The sequence below is a fragment of the Cytobacillus dafuensis genome, from assembly GCF_007995155.1.
GTDB classification, from domain to species: Bacteria; Bacillota; Bacilli; order Bacillales; family Cytobacillaceae; genus Cytobacillus; species Cytobacillus dafuensis.
Genome location: NZ_CP042593.1, coordinates 3,735,327 through 3,753,992, shown reverse-complemented (window position 1 = coordinate 3,753,992; position 18,666 = coordinate 3,735,327). Strand labels below are relative to the sequence as shown.

The following is an 18,666-nucleotide window of genomic DNA, read 5'->3' as shown; positions in this document are numbered from 1 at the left end:
TAGAAAAGGAGGTCAATAGATGAGTACAACCATTGGAGAAATAATTGAATGGTCAGCTATAAATTACCCTAATAAAATTGGGCTAATTTATCGGGAAAAGGAGCAAAGCTTTACCTTTCAAGAACTAAATGAAAAAGTAAATCAATTTGTTTCCTCCCTATCACAATTAGGTGTAAAAAAAGGCGATGTTGTTTCAACATTCCTTTATAACACGAGTGAATTTGTTATTGCATTATTTGCGTCAGCAAAACTCGGTGCAATTTTCAATCCGATTAATTATCGGCTAACACCAAGTGAGCTTCAATATATTTTAAATGATGCTGGCTCCAAGGTTCTTATTTTTGAAAAAGATACAGCTAATGTCGTTGAAGAAACAACGAATCTGGGTGTCAATGTTTCACATTGTATCTACACAGATGAATATGTGCCACAATACGCACTAGATTTTTATAAGCTGCTTGAAACAGGATACACATCAAAGCCAGATGTTACCGTAACCGAAGATGATATATATATCATGATGTACACGAGCGGGACGACTGGACGGCCAAAAGGAGTCATTCATAAGCATAGAGATATGGTTCATCATAATTTTTTGATGATTGAATGTATGAAACTCAGTAAAAATGATGTAGGACTTTCTGTTGCACCATTAAATCATACAGCAGAATTACATACATCTTTTCTTCCAAGAGTAATGGTAGGAGCAACTACTATAATTAAGCATCATTTTGAAGCGGAAAAGGTATTAAAGACCATTGAAGAAGAAAAGGTTACCCATATATTTGCCGCCCCGACAATGGTCAACATGCTTTTGAATGTTAAAGGGTTTGAGAATTACGATCTTTCAACCTTAAGGCTTCTCGGTTATGGAGGCGCTTCCATGGCTCCAGTACTGATTAGAAGATTTCAAGAAAAGACAAATGCAGATTTAGTGCAAATGTTTGGGACAACAGAAATGGGTCCAGTAATGAGTGTCTTATATGCAGATGAGCAATTAGAAAGAGCGGGTTCAGCTGGTAAAGCTATTCTTACACATCAAATGAAAATTGCCCGTGTACAAGAAGATGGAGGTCCAACTAATCCTAGTGATGAATGTGCAATTGGTGAAATAGGTGAAATCCTTGTTAAAGGACCTTGTATGATGAAGGAATATTACAGCCGTCCAGAGGCAACCGAAAAAGCACTAGCATATGGCTGGTATCATACTGGAGATATGGGCTATGTAGATAAAGATGGGTATGTTTGGATTAAAGACCGAATGGATTTCATGATTAATTCCGGTGCTGAAAATGTATATCCGAGAGAAGTAGAGGACTCGATTCAAGAGCATCATGATGTATTAGAGGTAGCTGTTATTGGAAAGTCCGACCCGTATTGGGGTGAAATCGTTGTCGCTTTTGTTGTAAAAAGAGAAGGAAGTTTCATAACGGAAAAAGATTTAGATCAATTTCTAATAGATGGGAAGAAATTAGCCAAGTATAAGCGCCCGAGGGAATATCACTTTGTAGAAAGTCTGCCAAAAACGACAAGCGGGAAGCTGCAAAAATTTGTTCTTTCGAAGGAACTGTCCAAAGAAGAGGGGGGAGTTAAATGAAAGCAGAAAAGTTAAAAAGCAATGATTTTGATTTATCTAATGAACATCTCGAAATTAAACAGGAAATTCATCGTTTAGCACAAGAGCGAATTAAGCCAAGGGCAATGGAAATTGATGAAAAAGCCGAATACCCTATGGATATTTTACACCTACTTTCTGAGTATGGTTACATTGGTGCCAATATGCCTGAGGAGTATGGTGGCTTGGGACTGGACTTATTAAGCTTCTGTCTGGTCGTAGAGGAAATATCCCGTGTGTGTGCATCTTCTTCACAGGTAGCTGTTGTTCAAGAACTAGGAACACTGCCAATTATTATTGGCGGAAATGATGCTTTGAAAAAAAGATTTATTCCAGACTTAGCAGCAGGGAAGAAAATTGCCGCCTATGCATTAACTGAACCAAACGCGGGCTCTGATGTTAAGAGCTTAAAAACACGTGCTGAGCGTGATGGAGATTCGTATATTTTAAACGGACAGAAAATGTTTATCAGCAATGGAGGGGTAGCGGACGTCTATTCAGTGTTTGCCCAAACTGAAAAAGGAATTACAGCCTTTGTCGTTGAGAAAGATACCCTTGGTTTTCATGTCGGTAAATTAGAAAAGAAAATGGGAATAAAAGGGTCACCAACAGCCCAGCTCTATTTCGAAAACTGCAGAGTACCTGTGGAAAATAGAATTGGTGAAGAGGGAGAAGGCTGGCTGATTGCAATGAAGACTTTTGATAAATCGAGGCCAACTGTTGCAGCTCAGGCTTTAGGGATTGCACAAGGAGCCTTTGATTTAGCAGTGAAATATGTACAAGAGAGAGAACAGTTTGGCAAAAGTATCGCCTCATTTCAAGCGGTACAATTCATGCTAGCTGATATGGCAACACAAATAGAGGCTGCACGGGGCCTAGTATATAAAGCCGCTTCAAAAGTAAATGAAATAACATCTACAGGGAAAAATCCGGAATTAACAAAAAGCTCTTCAATGGCCAAGATGTTCGCATCAGATGTTGCGATGAAGGTGACAACAGATGCAGTACAGCTTTTAGGGGGCTATGGGTTCATCCATGAATACGAGGTTGAAAGAATGATGAGAGACGCAAAAATAACACAAATATATGAGGGAACAAACCAAATTCAACGATTAATTATCGCAAGAAATCTTTTAGGAGGAAGGTAATGAAAAAATATAAAATCATGTTTATTCATGGAGCAGGCGGTACAAAAAGCAAATGGCGTGCCATGAAAGAATACTGTGAAGAGGCACTTTATGAAGCTATTGATCTTCCAGGACATGGAGAAAATGAGTTTAATCTTATCACTTCCATTCAAGATCATGCCGCTTATATCGATCAATCTATTCAGGAAGACACGATCGTCGTTGGCCATTCAATGGGTGGGTTAATTGCGCTTGAATTGGCTGCAAGAAACAAATGTGTAAAGGGAATTGTCCTTGCAGCAAGCTTTTATGAACTGCCTGTGCATCCAAAAATACTTGATAAGCTGGCTAATGGTGAGTTTCCAAGCTCATTGTTTCATGCGTCATACAGCAGTGATGTGTCAGAGGTGTTGCTAGAGGAAGAAAAAACGGAAATGAATAAGGTTCCAATTGAAATTACTTATGCAGATTTTAAAGCATGTAATAGCTATTTAGATGGAACTGATAGATTAACTGCTTTAGACATTCCGGTTTGTGCCATTTTAGGAAAACAGGATAGGCTATTACCAAGCGAACCAGCAAAATTGCTGAAAAATCTAAAGCCTGATATAAAAATTGTCGAAATCGATGGCTCTGGTCACTATATTATGCTAGAAAAACCAAAGGAATTTTCCGAGGCTTTAACAATGTTTACTCAAGAATTAGAGCAGCAAACAGTCTAAATTGAACCGAAATTGTATGATTTACGATAATCTGGAGGAGTGAGAGGGAAATGGGATTATATAGGAAAAGGAATGACGGTGGTGAACAACCTTATGTGCTTGGACCTCTAAAGTTTAGACTTCCATTTATTCATTATAAATTTGAATATCCTGACTGGATTCAAGGAGCCATTTTATGTGTGGTTCCTATGGGAATTACAGCAGTCATGATGGACGTTCTGGGGATTCCATTTGAATTAGCAATTGCCTTTGTTATTATAAACAATTTTCTTTACCTTCTTCATACCCATTTTGGTGACCCGTCTATCGCAGGATGGATCACTGCTGGTATTCCCTTATATGTAGGTTTTTTAACAGGCTTTCCTGAGGGGGAGGCAAGAATTCTTGCTCTCATCGCCTTACAATTAACTGTTGCCCTTTTGTTTTTGCTCATGGGGATTTTTAAAGGAGCAGATATGCTTATTAAGCGATTACCTATTTCTCTCAAAGCCGGAATACTCCTTGGTGCAGGATTTGCAGCTATCTTTGGTGAGTTTTCCCCAAATGGTAGAGTTTGGACAATGCCTATTACGATTCTATTAGGTGCAGCGTTTGGCTTTTTCATGATGTTTTCGAAAACAGCAGAACCTTTAAGAAAGAGATACTCACTTTTCCGTTATATTGCTCAATTTGGAATTGCCATCCCCTTTGCCATATCCTATTTAATAGGTATGCTAATCGGCGAGGTTAAGATTCCAGAGATAGCATGGAATATCGTACCAGTGCCAATCGGCGAAATTATTTCCAATTATAGTGTGTTCGGGATAGGGTTTCCTCCATTTGAATATTTTATGAAAGCGCTTCCGTTAGCCATTGCAGCTTATATTATCGCTTTTGGTGATATATTAGTAGTTAGCTCTCTCATTGATCAGGCTAATGAGGTTCGCAAAGACGAGAAAATTGTTTTTAGTGCTAGTAGAAACAGTATTATCGTTTCAATCAGAAACTTTTTACAAGGAATATTTATGCCTTACTTACCTTTATCAGGTCCACAATGGACCGGTGGGCAAGTATTGGTCATAAATAGATATATGAACAATGGCCGTAAGCAAGTAGATAGTTATTGGGGAGGTGCAACAGGGATATTCTGGGGAATGAGCATTGCGCTAATGCTCGGACCAATCGTAACCTTGTTCAAACCTGGTATTAATATTGGAATGGCATTAACTATGCTTATACAAGGTTATTTATGCGGCTATTTGGCTATGGAAGTGCTTAAGGAAAAAGGGAATTTAGAAAAAGGAATTGCAGTCATTATTGGTGCAGTTCTTGCTTCAAAAGGAGCAGCTTGGGGTCTTGGAGTAGGTATTATTTTATGGCTCCTTCTTGAGAAAAACTGGGTTAAAGATATGAAAGAAGATTCAAGCGAAACAAAAACTGCTTAATTATTGTAGAGTCAAAATTCAGAATATTATGATAAGAAGGAAGAGAAGAAAATGTTTCTTCTCTCTTTCTTATTAAAAAGAGTTGGAGGTATTTAAATTGCTATATATCAATGGAGAGTGGGTCGAATCTGAATCTAATCGTTCATTTCCTGTATATAACCCTGCAAATGGTGAAGTAATTGGAGAAGTTGCCGATGGGAATCGAAAGGATACGAAAGAGGCAATTAATGCAGCTGCCCAAAGCTTTAAGACTTGGTCCAAATTAACAGCATATGAGCGCTCCAGTTACTTATACAAAGCCTATCAGATTATGATGGAAAGAAAAGAAGAACTCGCTCGCTTAATGACAATCGAGCAAGGAAAACCATTAAAAGCTGCACGTAATGAGGTCCAATATGGCGCAGATTTTTTATTATGGTATGCGGAAGAAGCTAAACGAGTTTACGGAGAGATTATTCCAGCGCCGAGAAGAGATCAAAGATTCTTGGCCATTCGTCAGCCTGTAGGTGTTGTCGGTGCCATTACTCCATGGAATTATCCAGTTTCAATGATTACAAGGAAACTAGCTCCTGCTCTTGCTGCTGGCTGCACAGTTGTATTAAAACCTGCTGAGGAAACTCCCTTATGTGCAAAGGAAGTGTTTAAGGTTTTTGCGGATGCTGGAATTCCGAATGGTGTCATAAATTTAGTTTCTTCAACAAATCCAGAGGAGATTGGCGAGGAATTATTATCAAACAAGTCGGTTAAAAAAATTACGTTTACCGGATCAACGAATATCGGAAAGCTTTTAGCAGAAAAAGCAGCAAGATATGTTAAAAGAATCTCCATGGAATTAGGGGGACATGCTCCATTTATTGTTTATGATGATGCTGACCCAGTCCATGCTGCCAAAGGCGTTTCATTAGTGAAGTTTTTGAATACAGGGCAAGCCTGTATAAGTCCAAATCGAATCTTCGTTCATCGCTCAATTGCTGAAGAATTTACGAATACATTGATTGAACGAGTTCATAAGCTAAGAGCAGGCAATGGATTAGAAGAAGGGGTTAGCATAGGCCCGCTTGTTAATGAAGCTGCAATTGAGAAGGTGGATAATCAAGTAAAGGATGCTATTGAGAGAGGAGCATCTTTGAAAATTGGCGGCAACCGAATGATAGAAAGTGGATTGGACAAGGGAAATTATTATGCCCCAACGATATTGTCGGGAATCAACAAAGAGATGAAGATATTTAGTGAAGAAACCTTTGGTCCGGTTGCGCCCATTATCATTTTCGATTCTGACGAAGAAGTAATGCAGATGGCAAATGATACGAATTATGGACTCGCTGCCTATGTCTATACAAATAATTTATCAAGAGCGATGAGAGCATTTGAAGAATTAAACTTTGGAATTATTGGGATAAATGATATAAATCCTACATCTGCTGCCGCACCTTTCGGAGGTATGAATGAAAGCGGGTTAGGCAGAGAAGGTGGAAGAGAAGGTATTGAAGAGTATTTAGAAACAAAGCTTGGCGGATTTTCTATCTAATTCTTAAATATTGAATTTCAACTATTTTACCAATGTAAAAAGAGTTATTTATCGCAGATTAACGGGCAGTAAGACCCCACTTCAAGGTTGCGAGAGAATTAAAGAAACCTAAGTGGGGGATCAACTGCCCGTAAAGGCCCGACGACGGACACGATGCCCTAGTCAGGCGAAAGCCACAGGACGTGGCGTTTTGAGCGTGATTGGTTCAACTAACCATCAGTGGGGGATGAAAGCCGACTAAGAACGCCACGTCCTGTGGCAACGTCGGCACTAGCACGTCCTGTGCGTCGAAAAACCCCGACTGATGGAAGTTTCACTTTATAGGGCGGCGGGTTCGATTAATCTCCCGAGCTGAGTCTGATTTTGTAAAAAAAAGCTCTAGAATAGCAAAATCGCTCCCGCCTACTATTAAATGGACTCTACCTAGGATAGCTTGTATGCATCCAAAATCAATCCAGTACCTGTATCTGCAATAAATTCATATTGCTCTACTTGATCGCCTATTTGTCTAGAAATTCCGCCTCGATATATTTCGTATTTTAGGTGACCCTTTTGATATTTCTCTGCTTGCATCTGAATCCACGAACCGCTTATTGGTCCCTCTTTCTTAAAAGCATTTTTTGCATTAGCCAATGCTTTTTCAGGCGAGACGGTAGTTTTTTGTGCTAGCAGCTCTCTAGCAGCATATCCACCTGCTAAACCGACTCCCACACCTAACAAAAATGATTTCCAGTTCATAAACACTCCCCCAGATGAGATAAATAAACACGAATAATACATCCATTTTAAAAATTAAGTATAAGCTTTCTCGAGTAAGAAATGTCTAGCTCCACAATGAAGGCTTACGTTTTTCTGTCTACTGTACCATCTTATCAAAGAACAGGCTTGGATAAAAACATTTAGAGTGGTAAGCAGAATTAAAGTTCTGTAAAATAAAAATATACATAAATTTCTTAATGAAAATAAAGGAGCATAAAGATGAACGAGAAAACACGTCAGCTTTTTAAAACATTAACTGAGCTGCCTGGTGCGCCGGGAAATGAACATTTAGTACGTAAATTTATGCGAGAACAGCTTAGTCAATTTGCAGATGAAGTGGTTCAGGATAAGCTGGGAAGTATTTTTGGAATAAAGAAAGGTGACGAAAATGGGCCAACTGTAATGGTTGCAGGCCATATGGATGAAGTTGGTTTCATGGTCACTTCCATTACTGACAATGGCATGCTGCGCTTTCAAACATTAGGCGGTTGGTGGAGCCAAGTATTATTAGCTCAAAGAGTACAGATTATGACAAATAATGGGCCTGTCATTGGTGTGATTGGTTCTATTCCTCCACATCTTTTGGATGAAGCTAAACGCAGTAAGCCAATGGAAATAACAAATATGTTAATTGATATTGGTGCTGATAATCGTGAGGATGCTGAAAAAATAGGGATTAAGCCTGGTCAGCAAATTGTCCCTATTTGTCCTTTTACACCTATGGCCAACGAAAAGAAAATTATGGCAAAAGCATGGGACAATCGCTATGGCTGTGGATTAGCAATAGAGCTTCTAGAAGAAGTAAAAGATGAAAAGCTGCCTAATATTCTTTATTCAGGAGCAACCGTACAAGAAGAAGTTGGTCTTCGAGGTGCGCAAACCGCTGCAAACATGATTAATCCAGACATTTTCTTCGCATTGGATGCTAGCCCAGCAAATGATATGTCAGGTAGCAAAGATGAGTTCGGTCAGCTAGGAAAAGGGACTTTATTGAGAATTTTAGACCGCTCTATGGTGACTCATCGAGGAATGAGAGAATTCATCCTTGATACGGCTGAAAAGCATAATATACCTTATCAATATTTTGTATCTCAAGGAGGTACAGATGCAGGACGAGTTCATCTATCTAATGAAGGTGTTCCAAGTGCAGTAATTGGTATTTGCTCTCGCTATATTCATACACATGCTTCGATTGTACATGTAGATGACTATGCTGCAGCGAAGGAATTACTAATAAAGCTTGTAAAGTCGTGTGACCGTACAACGGTTGAATCTATTCGTCAAAATAGCTAAAAAAACTTATATTTTCTTTGGAAAGAGGCAGCCATTTTGTTGCCTCTTTTCGATTTCCCTTTTAAGGAGCGCATATGATGAAAATAATAATTGGTTCTAAAAATCCAGCTAAGATCACAGCAGTTGAAACCGTATTTCATAGCTATCAAGCTGAGTTTATATCAGTCAATGTTCCATCTGGAGTAAGAGATCAGCCATTTTCAGATGAAGAGACAATTAAAGGAGCCATTAATCGAGCTTACAGTGCCTTAAAGGAAGGTGGCGGGGATATTGGGATTGGACTCGAAGGTGGGGTTCAGAAGACAGAATATGGGCTATTTTTGTGTAATTGGGGAGCACTTGCAGAGGAGGGAAAGCCTCCAATTATTTCTGGTGGTGCTAGAATCCCTCTCCCTAAGAAAATTGCAGACAGATTGCTTTCCGGAGAAGAACTTGGTCCAGTAATGGATAGATTTACAGATAAAGAGGGTGTTAGGAAAAAGGAAGGGGCAATTGGAAACTTTACAAATGGACAAATCAGTAGGTCGGAAATGTTTACACATGTGGTTAAGCTTCTTGTTGGCCAATACGAGTATAGATCTAAATAGGATTAGGGAAGTTTTCTATACAAAGGTAGTGAAAATATGGTTCCTTGTTACAATTTAGTCAAAGGGTTGCCAGATGATCAATAAGAAATGTATGATAGAAAAGGATGATAGATTTTCCTAGCAAGGAGGAAAAAAGTATGAGAAACCATTATAAAGCTGCCTTGCTCTTGTTTTTTGCTATTATACTGCTGAGTGCTTGTTCTGCTTCATTAAAAGAAGAGCAAAAAGTGGCAATGGATACTGTTAATAAAGCCTTCAACAATAAACCAAAAGAGACAAATAATGAAAATGAAGATATTAAGTTCTATCTACCATTTGGCTTTGAAGTTGAAGAAGAGTCACCAAACAATATTATTCTAAAAAATGGCTCGAAAAAATATATACTATTTTATAATCAGCATGAAGGCCCTGATAGTAAAGTTGTGTATGATGCTACACTAAAGCAAAATGAGTATGATTTAAAAGAAACATATAGTGAAAATGGTAAGTTTGGATTTTTATTAATAAAAAATTCTGACAATAATATGAATGAAGTGACAATTGGTATTGGTGGAGTGAAAATTACGACCAATATTAAAACAAAAAATTTATCAACCGAAGCAAGTTCAATGATCGATATCGTTCAATCCGTTAAGATGAAATAAGAAAAAGCGAAGGTCTCCTTGCGCTTTTCTTATTTCATCTTCTTTCTTATCGCAGATTAACGGGCAGTAAGACCCCCACTACAAGGTTGCGAGAGAATTAAAGCAACCTAAGTGGGGGATCAACTGCCCGTAAAGGCCTATAAAATGAACACAGACTAAAAGCGCCACGTCGTGTGGCAACGTCTGCGTGACCCACTTCCTGTGGGCCGCAACTAACCATCAGTGGGGGATGAAAGCCGACTAAGAACGCCACGTCCTGTGGCAACGTCGGCACTAGCACGTCCTGTGCGTCGAAAAATCCCCACTGATGGAAGTTTCACTTTATTCTTGAATGTGGTTTTGCGCATTTTATTAGCTTAGCTACTATAAGTTTGCTATTATCTAAATAAATAAAATGAGGAAAAGGTGAACGAAATGAAAAAGCTTGAAACAATGGAACAATTTGAACAGCTAAGAGATCAAGGTAAGCATATTTTTATGTTTTCTGCTGATTGGTGTCCGGATTGTCGCATAATTGAACCAATTCTTCCAGAGGTTGAAGCAAAATATCAAGATTATTCCTTTATCTATGTTGACCGCGACCAATTTATTGACTTATGTATTCAGCTTGATGTGTTTGGTATTCCAAGCTTCATTGGCTTCCAGGATGGGAAAGAACTTGGCCGTTTTGTCAGCAAAGATCGAAAGACACAAGAAGAAATTGAGAATTTTATTAATCAATTGGATCAGTAAAATGATAACCCTCCATCCTTTTAGATGGGGGGCTTTTAGTGTACAATTTTTTTAGATAGTTAATTGTCAGCTTTTCTTCTAAGGAGGGACTAATATGAAAATGAATAGTTTAAAAATGAAGAAAGAATTAGAAAAACGATTAACAAATTCTAATCGAGTTTTTTTATTTGATAAGAAAAAAGATGAGCTTCGCATTGAAAATAAAGAAACTGGAAAGGGAATTACAATTTCGTTGCCAGGAATTATTGCTAAATGGGAAGTACAAAACGTGAAGGCAATTGACGAGGTCGTCTATTACGTTGAAGAAGGTTTAAAGGCAATGGAAGAAAGACCAATTCAGTTATCAGGATATGAAAAGAATATATTTCCAGTTATACGTTCAACTTCATTCCCGATAGAATCTGAGGAGGATGTTCCATTTTTAGCAGATGCCCATACTGCAGAAACAAGAATCTATTATGCACTCGATCTTGGAACAACCTACCGGCTTATTGATACAAAGCTTATGCAAAAGGAAGGTTGGGCTCATGAAAGAATAAAGGAAATTGCTCTATTTAATGTACGCTCGCTTTCAACAGATTTGAAAAGTGATACAGTTGCTGGAAATACTTTTTATTTTTTAAATAAAAATGACGGATATGATGCAAGCAGAATTTTAAATGATTCTTTTCTTAAGGAAATGGAAAAGCAAATAATTGGTACAATGGCAGTGGCAGTTCCGCATCAGGATGTTCTTATTATTGCTGACATAATGAATGATACAGGCTATGATATTCTCGCTGAAATGACAATGAGCTTTTTCGCGAGCGGGAGAGTACCAATTACAGCATTGTCCTTTTTATATGAAAACGGTGAGCTTGAACCAATATTTATCCTTGGCCAAAATCGAAAGAAGTAGATAGTTAGTAACAAATCGTTTTAGGGATCACAAAGCTGTGGTCTTTTTTTATTACAGATATTCCCTTCAATTATGACAAAAATATTTAATTTTTATCGAAATATTTAACCATTAAAAACAATCTCTTATTTTTCCTTCAAATATCGCGAAATACTGATAAAATAAAGCTTCACCCAATGGGACAGAAAGTTAACCGTAATAAATATACTAATTGGGTTTCCAAATATTTTGTAGGGGTTTTACTGCCTGTAAAACTGCGATAAAATGGATGGGATAGAATCAAAGAAAGAGTTGGTATAAAATGAGTTGGATTAAAAAGCTATTTCAAATGTTCAGAGATGATGAGGATCAGAATGAATTCAATGAAGAAAATATGATTCATAATCATCAAGATTATGAATCTGAAACATACAGTCAAAAAGGTATTTCTAAAGATGTAAACGCAAAGGTTGTTTATCAATATCCAAAAGGGCAATTTCGTTTTCCACTGATCCCTGATGATAACCAGGAGCAAAAAATAAAAGGTGAAAGAAATCGAAACATTGAAAGAGAAAAAGTGTCATTCTCTCCCAAAACAAAAGAAGAAAAGCCTAAACGTAATCCAGAACATCAATATGCTGCTACAACTAAAAATAAAAATGAAAAGGAAGTTTCAAAAAGAAAAAGACCTTTTCGACCAACGGAAATTCCATCTCCGATCTATGGGTATAATCGTCCTAAGACAGAAATTACTAATAGGCAGGTAAAGACAGAACCGATAGAATATGAATTAACTGATAGCGTCTATGATGATATGAAAGAAAAGCTCGAACCTAAAGAGGTGCTAAGATCAATAACTGAAGAGTTAATTGATCCTTCTTCATATGAAAACACCAATAAGATAGAAGCACTAGCAGATCAGTTACTTGAAAATCAGCAAGAAGAACCTATTTTCTCGGCTTCAGTAATGGAAACTCAAGAGAGTACATCTGAAGAATCACCTAACTCCATTGATCATTATCAAGTGATAGAAGAGAAAGAAGACCTCGAAACACGGAGCAGTGTTTTTGAAATAAATAATGAAGAGAAGGTCAGTGAAAATTCGAAGATAATTGTTGACCAAGAAAGCAATATTGAACAAAACGTAAGCAGGATTCCAAGTGAAGAAAGTAAATTAGAGGAGAAAATCTCATCTCCTACTAGGAAGCATATACCATTTAATGTTTTAATGCTCAAAAATGATAAACAAAAGCTTACAGAGAAAACAGAAACGATTCCATCACCTGCAATAGAAAATAATTATTTACACGATGAGGAAACTAAGTCAGATACAATTTCAGTAGAAAAAACATTCATGGATGAAGAGATTTCATATTATGAATTTCCTTACAAAAGCTTGCTTAGTCCCCCAGTATATCAAGAAAAGTCCTCTGACTGGCTGATCGAGCAAGAGGAATTATTGAATTCAACATTAATAAACTTTAATGTACGAGCGAAAGTTGTCAATGTTACTCAAGGACCATCCGTTACGAGGTTTGAAGTCCAACCAGAGCCAGGTGTAAAGGTAAATAAAATTACAAATCTCACTGACGATATTAAATTAAGCTTAGCAGCAAGGGATATTAGAATTGAAGCACCTATTCCAGGAAAACATACCATTGGGATTGAAGTGCCGAACAAAGCTAGCAGGCCAGTGTTTATTAGTGAAATCATTAATAGCCCAGTGTTTAATAATCATGCATCTCCTTTAACGGCTGTTCTTGGATTAGATATTGGCGGGAACCCAATCGTAACTGATTTAAGGAAAATGCCACATGGTTTAATTGCAGGGGCAACTGGATCAGGGAAAAGTGTGTGTATTAATTCAATTCTTGTCAGTCTTTTATATAAAGCAACACCTGACGAATTAAAGCTAATATTAATTGATCCAAAAATGGTTGAACTAGCTCCTTATAATCAAATTCCACACCTAGTTAGCCCTGTAATAACGGATGTGAAGGCGGCAACTGCTGCATTAAAATGGGCTGTGGATGAGATGGAGCGTCGATATGAGTTGTTTGCCCATGCTGGCGTTAGGGATATTAACCGTTTTAATGAGGTTGCTGAAGAACATAAGCGCTATTCAGACAAGCTTCCATACATGGTTATCATTATTGATGAGCTCGCAGACTTAATGATGATGTCACCTGCTGATGTGGAGGAAGCGATTTGCCGGATTGCCCAAAAAGCGAGAGCCTGTGGAATACATCTAATTATTGCTACACAAAGACCATCCGTTGATGTCATTACAGGATTAATAAAGGCGAATGTCCCGACGAGAATTGCTTTCTCTGTCTCATCCCAAATCGACTCAAGGACTATTATAGATATTAGTGGTGCTGAAAAATTACTTGGACGAGGAGATATGCTATTCTTAGAAAATGGCTCATCCAAGCCTGTTCGTCTTCAAGGCACATATGTTTCTGATCAGGAAATAGATGCTGTAGTTGCCCATGTAAGAAAGGAACGGGCCCCTGAATATTTATTTGAACAAGAGGAATTACTGAAAAAGACACAGGTCATGGAAGATGAGGATGAACTTTTCTATGAAGCCTGTGAGTTTGTTATTGATCAAGGAGCTGCTTCAACATCAAGTCTCCAAAGAAGATTTAAAATCGGTTATAATCGAGCAGCAAGGCTAATCGACATGATGGAGAAACAAGGGTTTATTTCTGAAACACGCGGAAGCAAGCCTAGAGAGGTTCTGATAACAGATGAAGAACTTGAATCCATTTTAGATACTAGTACAATAAATTAATAAATGGTATCCTTTACTTGCATGTTTTAAGCTAGTAGAAAAGTTTTAGTATATAGCAACCTAAAATGGTTACGAACTTTCTATATAGATTCAGCTAATGAGTTCACATAAGAATGGCTAAGCGTTCGGCGGAAGGACTTAGCGAACGCCCATTTTTCTAATTATGTATTTGAGGAGCTTTAGAATGAAGGAAATTGAACTTAAGGTAAAAGGGGAAATAAAACGCCTTACAAATCAGACATTTAAATTTGACGAAAGGGTCAGAGATGGCTGGTTTTCTGCCGTATATTTTTTAAAGACTAGAGATATTGTAAATAAATATCATAAAGATAATATTGTTACGATGCAATTTTTTCAAAAAAATCATGCCGTTCTTTGTGGTACGGATGAAGCAATTGCTCTTCTAAAAACTTTTGCTGATAATCCGGATGAACTTGAAATATATTCTTTAAAAGATGGTGACCAAATCTCACCATTTGAAACTGTATTGACCATTACAGGGAGATATCAAGACTTTGGTTATCTAGAGGGAGTGATCGATGGGATTCTCTCTCGTCGAACTTCAGTCGCTACAAATGTGTATAATGTTGTGAAAGCAGCAAGCGTTTCTGGGAAACAGAAGCAGGTCATCTTCATGGGTGACCGCGATGACCATTATATCACTCAAGCAGGGGATGGATATGCGGCTTTCATAGGTGGAGCAACAGCACAAGCCACTCATGCTATGAATGAATGGTGGGGAAAAAAGGGCATGGGCACGATGCCTCATGCACTTATTCAAATGTTCAACGGGGATCTTGTTGCTGCAACGAAGGCTTATCAAGAAACATTTCCGGAAGATGAATTAGTTGCGTTAGTTGATTATAATAATGATGCAATCACTGACTCCCTAAAAGTAGCCAGAACTTTTGGGAAGGATCTGAAAGGTGTACGCATTGATACTTCTCGTACAATGATTGACCAATATTTCCTGAGAAACCAGCACTTACTAGGTACATTTGACCCGCGAGGAGTTAATGCAGAATTAATTTTTGCCCTTAGAAAAGCACTGGATGATGAAGGGTTTAATCATGTAAAAATTGTTGTAAGCGGAGGTTTTAATGAATCTCGCATACTTGAATTTGAAGAGCGTGGCGTTCCTGTAGACTTGTACGGAGTAGGCAGCAGCCTATTAAAAATTAATATTGGTTTTACAGGAGATAATGTATTAATTAATGGCAAACATGCTGCAAAAGCTGGTAGACGCTATCGTCCAAATCCTCGCCTTGAAAAGGTAGACTAAACAAAGAAAAGCGTAATGTGTCTAATGAACGCAGACTAAAGCCGCCACGTCCTCCCAAAAGCTCTGCTTTTGGTCGTGCGATGTATAGCTGACGGTTCTTTCCTTGTCCTGTGGCAACGTCTGCATGACCCGCATCCTGCGGGCCTCAAGCATAAGGCGAGCCTCCATGAAGGTTGCTCTTTAACCTTCATGGGGGATTGACTTATGACCTCGAGCCGATGGCACAAGAAGCTAGACAATGTAAAACGGCATGAAAAGATCAATCTGGGATTTCATTACATAGTTTTTAAAAATAAATAGTGCTATAATGTTTGAATATGATGATCAGTGGACTGTAAAGCTTTAAGAGAAGTTAGAGTTACGCTTAAAAATAGTTAAGTTAATACTCTATATACCATTAAGACCGACAGTCCTATTTCAATTGATGTCCCTAATTGGGATATGCGCATAACTAGATAAATGTCATATACTATTTTACAGATATACGATGGTTGGAGGTTCTTTATATGACTATTTACCATTTCGTAGGTATTAAGGGGTCCGGCATGAGTGCTTTGGCACAGATCCTTCACGATATGAAATTTGAGGTGCAAGGCTCAGACTATGAAAAACACTTTTTTACACAAATGGCCCTTGAGCAATCAGGAATAAAGATCCTTCCCTTTCAAAAGGAAAATATTAAGCCTGGTATGACGATAATTGCTGGAAATGCATTTCCGGATTCTCATGAAGAGATCCAAGAAGCAATGGAGCTTGGATTGCCTGTTATACGTTACCACCGTTTTCTTGGTGACTTTTTGAAAAAATTCACGAGTGTCGCTGTGACAGGTGCTCATGGAAAAACTTCAACTACGGGCTTGCTGGCACATGTAATGAAAGGTGCTAAACCAACTTCATTCCTTATCGGTGATGGAACTGGCAGCGGAGACGAGAACGCTGAGTTTTTTATATTTGAAGCTTGTGAATATAGAAGGCATTTTTTGTCTTATTTTCCTGACTATGCAATTATGACGAATATTGATTTTGACCATCCCGATTACTTTGCCAATATTGATGATGTGTTTTCTGCCTTTCAGGAGATGGCATGGCAAGTTAATAAGGGTATTTTTGCATGTGGTGATGACGAGCAATTGCAAAGGATTCAAGCAAAGGTACCAGTGGTTTTTTATGGCTTTGGAGAAGAAAATGACTTTCAGGCTCGAAACATTATTAAAACGACTGAAGGAACCACTTTTGATGTATTTGTGAGAAACACTTTTTTTGAAACTTTTTCCATTCCTGCATTCGGGGATCATAATATATTAAACTCCTTGGCAGTTATTGCTCTTTGTCAATATGAAGAAATCGATGCACACATTGTCCAGGATTACCTTAAATCCTTTAGTGGAGTGAAAAGAAGATTTACAGAGAAGCAGGCTGGAACACAAATAATCATAGATGATTATGCACATCATCCGACTGAAATTAAGGCCACCATAGATGCGGCAAGACAGAAATACCCTGAACGCGAAATTATTTTCGTATTTCAGCCACATACATTTACAAGAACACAGGCATTTCTTGATGACTTTGCAGAGAGTTTAAATTTAGCTGATAAAGTTTATTTGTGTGAAATTTTCGGTTCTGCCCGTGAAAACCATGGAAAATTATCAATCGAGGATTTAATAGAAAAAATTCCTGGTGCTGAAAAATTAATAGAAGAAGAAACGGCTGTTTTAAAATCTCATGAAAATAGCGTAATTATTTTTATGGGAGCTGGGGATATTCAGAAGTTTCAGGAGGCATACGAGAGTCAATTATTATTATAAAATTGACCATGTATGAATTAACATAAAAGGATGCAGCTATATTGACTGCATCCTTTTCTTAATGATAAGAAAGTATAACTTTTCTCGAGTTAGAGAAATGTCTAGCTCCAGCGCCTACCCCCTCGAGGTCATAAGCCAGTCCGCCAAGAAGGTTAAAGAGCAACCTTCCTGTCGGCCTGTCTTATGCTTGTCGGGGGTGAGCAAGGCGCTTGCGCTTTTCTTATTTCAAGTTTTCTGGATTAAGTGCTTCAAGCTCAGGAATGACAAAACGGCCGTCTTTGCGAATTAAACAATCATCGAAATAAATTTCACCGCCGCCGTAATCTGGTCGCTGGATGTTGACCATATCCCAATGAATATTTGATTTATTGCCATTATAAGCCTCGTCATAGCATTGGCCTGGCGTGAAATGGAAGCTTCCATCAATTTTCTCATCAAATAATATATCCTGCATTGGATGTAATATATACGGATTTACCCCGATGGCAAATTCTCCGATATAGCGGGCTCCTTCGTCTGTATTAAAGATTTTGTTTATTCTTTCAGTATCATTGGCTACTGCTTCAACAATTTTTCCATCCTTAAAGGTTAACTTCACATTCTCAAACGTAAAGCCATTATATGGTGATGGAGTATTGTATGTGATGACTCCATTTACAGAATCACGAACGGGTGCTGTATAGACTTCTCCGTCTGGAATATTCATTTGTCCAGAGCATTTTATTGCTGGAATATCTTTAATAGAGAAGGTTAAATCTGTTCCAGGACCTGTAATCTTTACTTTATCTGTTTTATTCATTAATTCAACGAGATTATCCATTGCTTTGTCCATTTTTCCGTAGTCAAGATTACATACATCAAAATAGAAGTCCTCAAAACCTTCTGTGCTCATTTTCGCTAATTGAGCCATTGAGGAGGTTGGATATCTGAGAACAACCCATTTTGTTTTTGGTACACGAATTTCACGATGGACCTTCTTCCCAATTGTTGATCCATGGATTTTCATTTTTTCATCCGGTACGTCAGAATGTTCATTAATGTTATCCCCAGAGCGGAGACCTATGTATGCATCCATTTGACTCATAACATTTGCTTCAAAATCCGCCATCATATTAAATTGTTCTTCCTGTGCACCAAGGAGGAGTGAACGATCAACCTGATGATCTTTCAATAAAACAAATGGAAATCCGCCAGCAGCGTATGCTTCTTTCACTAGAGCTGTAACAAGTTCTCTTTGCAGTCCGAAGTTCTCAATAAGAACTTTCTCACCCTTTTGAAGTTGTACAGAATAGTTAATTAAATTTTTTGCTAGTGTTTCAATACGAGGATCTTTCATCTAATCCATCCCTCCGATAAAACTAATTCAATTCTCAATAAATATTGTATACTAATTTCTCTTTTTTGTTTAATAATATATTTTCTCTTTCGACAAATATGTTAAAATGTCCATTGTACATAGAATCTTAGAAAA

Annotated in this window: 15 protein-coding genes; 13 read left to right on the top strand and 2 right to left on the bottom strand. The window is 37.9% G+C overall.

Going from position 1 to position 18,666, the window contains the following annotated elements; translation table 11 throughout:
- Nucleotides 1-19 precede the first annotated feature (19 nt).
- The 5 genes from FSZ17_RS17880 to FSZ17_RS17860 all read left to right on the top strand — a co-directional run bounded on the left by FSZ17_RS17880 (nt 20) and on the right by FSZ17_RS17860 (nt 6,416).
- Nucleotides 20-1,597, top strand: a complete 1,578-nt coding sequence (locus FSZ17_RS17880; protein WP_057772144.1) for a long-chain-fatty-acid--CoA ligase — start codon at nt 20-22, stop codon at nt 1,595-1,597.
- Nucleotides 1,594-2,763 (top strand): acyl-CoA dehydrogenase family protein, encoded by a 1,170-nt coding sequence (locus FSZ17_RS17875; protein WP_057772142.1) that lies wholly within the window; start codon nt 1,594-1,596, stop codon nt 2,761-2,763. The genes FSZ17_RS17880 and FSZ17_RS17875 overlap by 4 nt, the downstream gene beginning before the upstream one ends.
- Nucleotides 2,763-3,464 carry an alpha/beta fold hydrolase gene (locus FSZ17_RS17870; RefSeq protein WP_057772140.1) on the top strand — a complete coding sequence of 234 codons (702 nt, stop codon included), beginning with the start codon at nt 2,763-2,765 and terminating at the stop codon, nt 3,462-3,464. Before FSZ17_RS17875 ends, FSZ17_RS17870 begins: the two co-directional genes overlap by 1 nt.
- Nucleotides 3,465-3,514: 50 nt before the next feature.
- Nucleotides 3,515-4,888, top strand: a complete 1,374-nt coding sequence (locus FSZ17_RS17865) for a hypothetical protein (RefSeq protein ID WP_057772138.1) — start codon at nt 3,515-3,517, stop codon at nt 4,886-4,888.
- A 97-nt stretch (nt 4,889-4,985) separates the two neighbouring features.
- Entirely contained in the window at nt 4,986-6,416 is a 1,431-nt protein-coding gene (locus FSZ17_RS17860; RefSeq protein ID WP_057772136.1) for an NAD-dependent succinate-semialdehyde dehydrogenase, read from the top strand.
- 423 nt (nt 6,417-6,839) lie between these two features.
- Here FSZ17_RS17860 and FSZ17_RS17855 read toward each other — a convergent pair whose 3' ends face one another.
- Nucleotides 6,840-7,154 (bottom strand): hypothetical protein, encoded by a 315-nt coding sequence (locus FSZ17_RS17855; RefSeq protein WP_057772134.1) that lies wholly within the window; start codon nt 7,152-7,154, stop codon nt 6,840-6,842.
- 240 nt (nt 7,155-7,394) lie between these two features.
- Between FSZ17_RS17855 and FSZ17_RS17850 the strand changes: the two genes are divergently transcribed.
- The 8 genes from FSZ17_RS17850 (at nt 7,395) to murC (ending at nt 17,195) form a co-directional block, all read left to right on the top strand.
- Nucleotides 7,395-8,468 carry a M42 family metallopeptidase gene (locus FSZ17_RS17850; protein ID WP_057772132.1) on the top strand — a complete coding sequence of 358 codons (1,074 nt, stop codon included), beginning with the start codon at nt 7,395-7,397 and terminating at the stop codon, nt 8,466-8,468.
- A gap of 77 nt (nt 8,469-8,545) precedes the next feature.
- Nucleotides 8,546-9,055 carry a DUF84 family protein gene (locus tag FSZ17_RS17845; protein WP_057772130.1) on the top strand — a complete coding sequence of 170 codons (510 nt, stop codon included), beginning with the start codon at nt 8,546-8,548 and terminating at the stop codon, nt 9,053-9,055.
- 137 nt (nt 9,056-9,192) lie between these two features.
- Nucleotides 9,193-9,699, top strand: a complete 507-nt coding sequence (locus FSZ17_RS17840; protein WP_057772128.1) for a hypothetical protein — start codon at nt 9,193-9,195, stop codon at nt 9,697-9,699.
- Nucleotides 9,700-10,113: 414 nt separating this feature from the next.
- Nucleotides 10,114-10,431 (top strand): thioredoxin family protein, encoded by a 318-nt coding sequence (locus FSZ17_RS17835; RefSeq protein ID WP_057772126.1) that lies wholly within the window; start codon nt 10,114-10,116, stop codon nt 10,429-10,431.
- A 94-nt stretch (nt 10,432-10,525) separates the two neighbouring features.
- Complete coding sequence (locus tag FSZ17_RS17830; protein ID WP_057772124.1) at nt 10,526-11,329, top strand: DUF1444 domain-containing protein; 804 nt, start codon at nt 10,526-10,528, stop codon at nt 11,327-11,329.
- Between the two features lie 301 nt (nt 11,330-11,630).
- Complete coding sequence (locus tag FSZ17_RS17825) at nt 11,631-14,105, top strand: DNA translocase FtsK (protein WP_057772122.1); 2,475 nt, start codon at nt 11,631-11,633, stop codon at nt 14,103-14,105.
- A 184-nt stretch (nt 14,106-14,289) separates the two neighbouring features.
- Nucleotides 14,290-15,387: a nicotinate phosphoribosyltransferase gene (locus tag FSZ17_RS17820; RefSeq protein WP_057772120.1), complete on the top strand. Its 1,098-nt coding sequence runs from the start codon at nt 14,290-14,292 to the stop codon at nt 15,385-15,387.
- Nucleotides 15,388-15,893: 506 nt separating this feature from the next.
- A complete protein-coding gene (murC, locus tag FSZ17_RS17815; protein WP_057772116.1) occupies nt 15,894-17,195 on the top strand; it encodes a UDP-N-acetylmuramate--L-alanine ligase in 1,302 nt (433 codons plus the stop codon).
- Between the two features lie 220 nt (nt 17,196-17,415).
- Here murC and FSZ17_RS17810 read toward each other — a convergent pair whose 3' ends face one another.
- Nucleotides 17,416-18,531, bottom strand: a complete 1,116-nt coding sequence (locus tag FSZ17_RS17810; protein WP_057772114.1) for an aminopeptidase — start codon at nt 18,529-18,531, stop codon at nt 17,416-17,418.
- Between the last annotated feature and the right edge of the window lie 135 nt (nt 18,532-18,666).

Bases quoted from the DNA above. Each gene is read 5' to 3' on its own strand.
- FSZ17_RS17870 (WP_057772140.1), top strand. From the start codon at position 2,763: ATGAAAAAATATAAAATCATGTTTATTCATGGAGCAGGCGGTACAAAA.
- FSZ17_RS17820 (WP_057772120.1), top strand. From the start codon at position 14,290: ATGAAGGAAATTGAACTTAAGGTAAAAGGGGAAATAAAACGCCTTACA.
- murC (WP_057772116.1), top strand. From the start codon at position 15,894: ATGACTATTTACCATTTCGTAGGTATTAAGGGGTCCGGCATGAGTGCT.
- FSZ17_RS17810 (WP_057772114.1), bottom strand. From the start codon at position 18,531: ATGAAAGATCCTCGTATTGAAACACTAGCAAAAAATTTAATTAACTAT.
- FSZ17_RS17835 (WP_057772126.1), top strand. From the start codon at position 10,114: ATGAAAAAGCTTGAAACAATGGAACAATTTGAACAGCTAAGAGATCAA.
- FSZ17_RS17875 (WP_057772142.1), top strand. From the start codon at position 1,594: ATGAAAGCAGAAAAGTTAAAAAGCAATGATTTTGATTTATCTAATGAA.
- FSZ17_RS17830 (WP_057772124.1), top strand. From the start codon at position 10,526: ATGAAAATGAATAGTTTAAAAATGAAGAAAGAATTAGAAAAACGATTA.
- FSZ17_RS17850 (WP_057772132.1), top strand. From the start codon at position 7,395: ATGAACGAGAAAACACGTCAGCTTTTTAAAACATTAACTGAGCTGCCT.
- FSZ17_RS17880 (WP_057772144.1), top strand. From the start codon at position 20: ATGAGTACAACCATTGGAGAAATAATTGAATGGTCAGCTATAAATTAC.
- FSZ17_RS17845 (WP_057772130.1), top strand. From the start codon at position 8,546: ATGAAAATAATAATTGGTTCTAAAAATCCAGCTAAGATCACAGCAGTT.
- FSZ17_RS17865 (WP_057772138.1), top strand. From the start codon at position 3,515: ATGGGATTATATAGGAAAAGGAATGACGGTGGTGAACAACCTTATGTG.
- FSZ17_RS17825 (WP_057772122.1), top strand. From the start codon at position 11,631: ATGAGTTGGATTAAAAAGCTATTTCAAATGTTCAGAGATGATGAGGAT.
- FSZ17_RS17840 (WP_057772128.1), top strand. From the start codon at position 9,193: ATGAGAAACCATTATAAAGCTGCCTTGCTCTTGTTTTTTGCTATTATA.
- FSZ17_RS17855 (WP_057772134.1), bottom strand. From the start codon at position 7,154: ATGAACTGGAAATCATTTTTGTTAGGTGTGGGAGTCGGTTTAGCAGGT.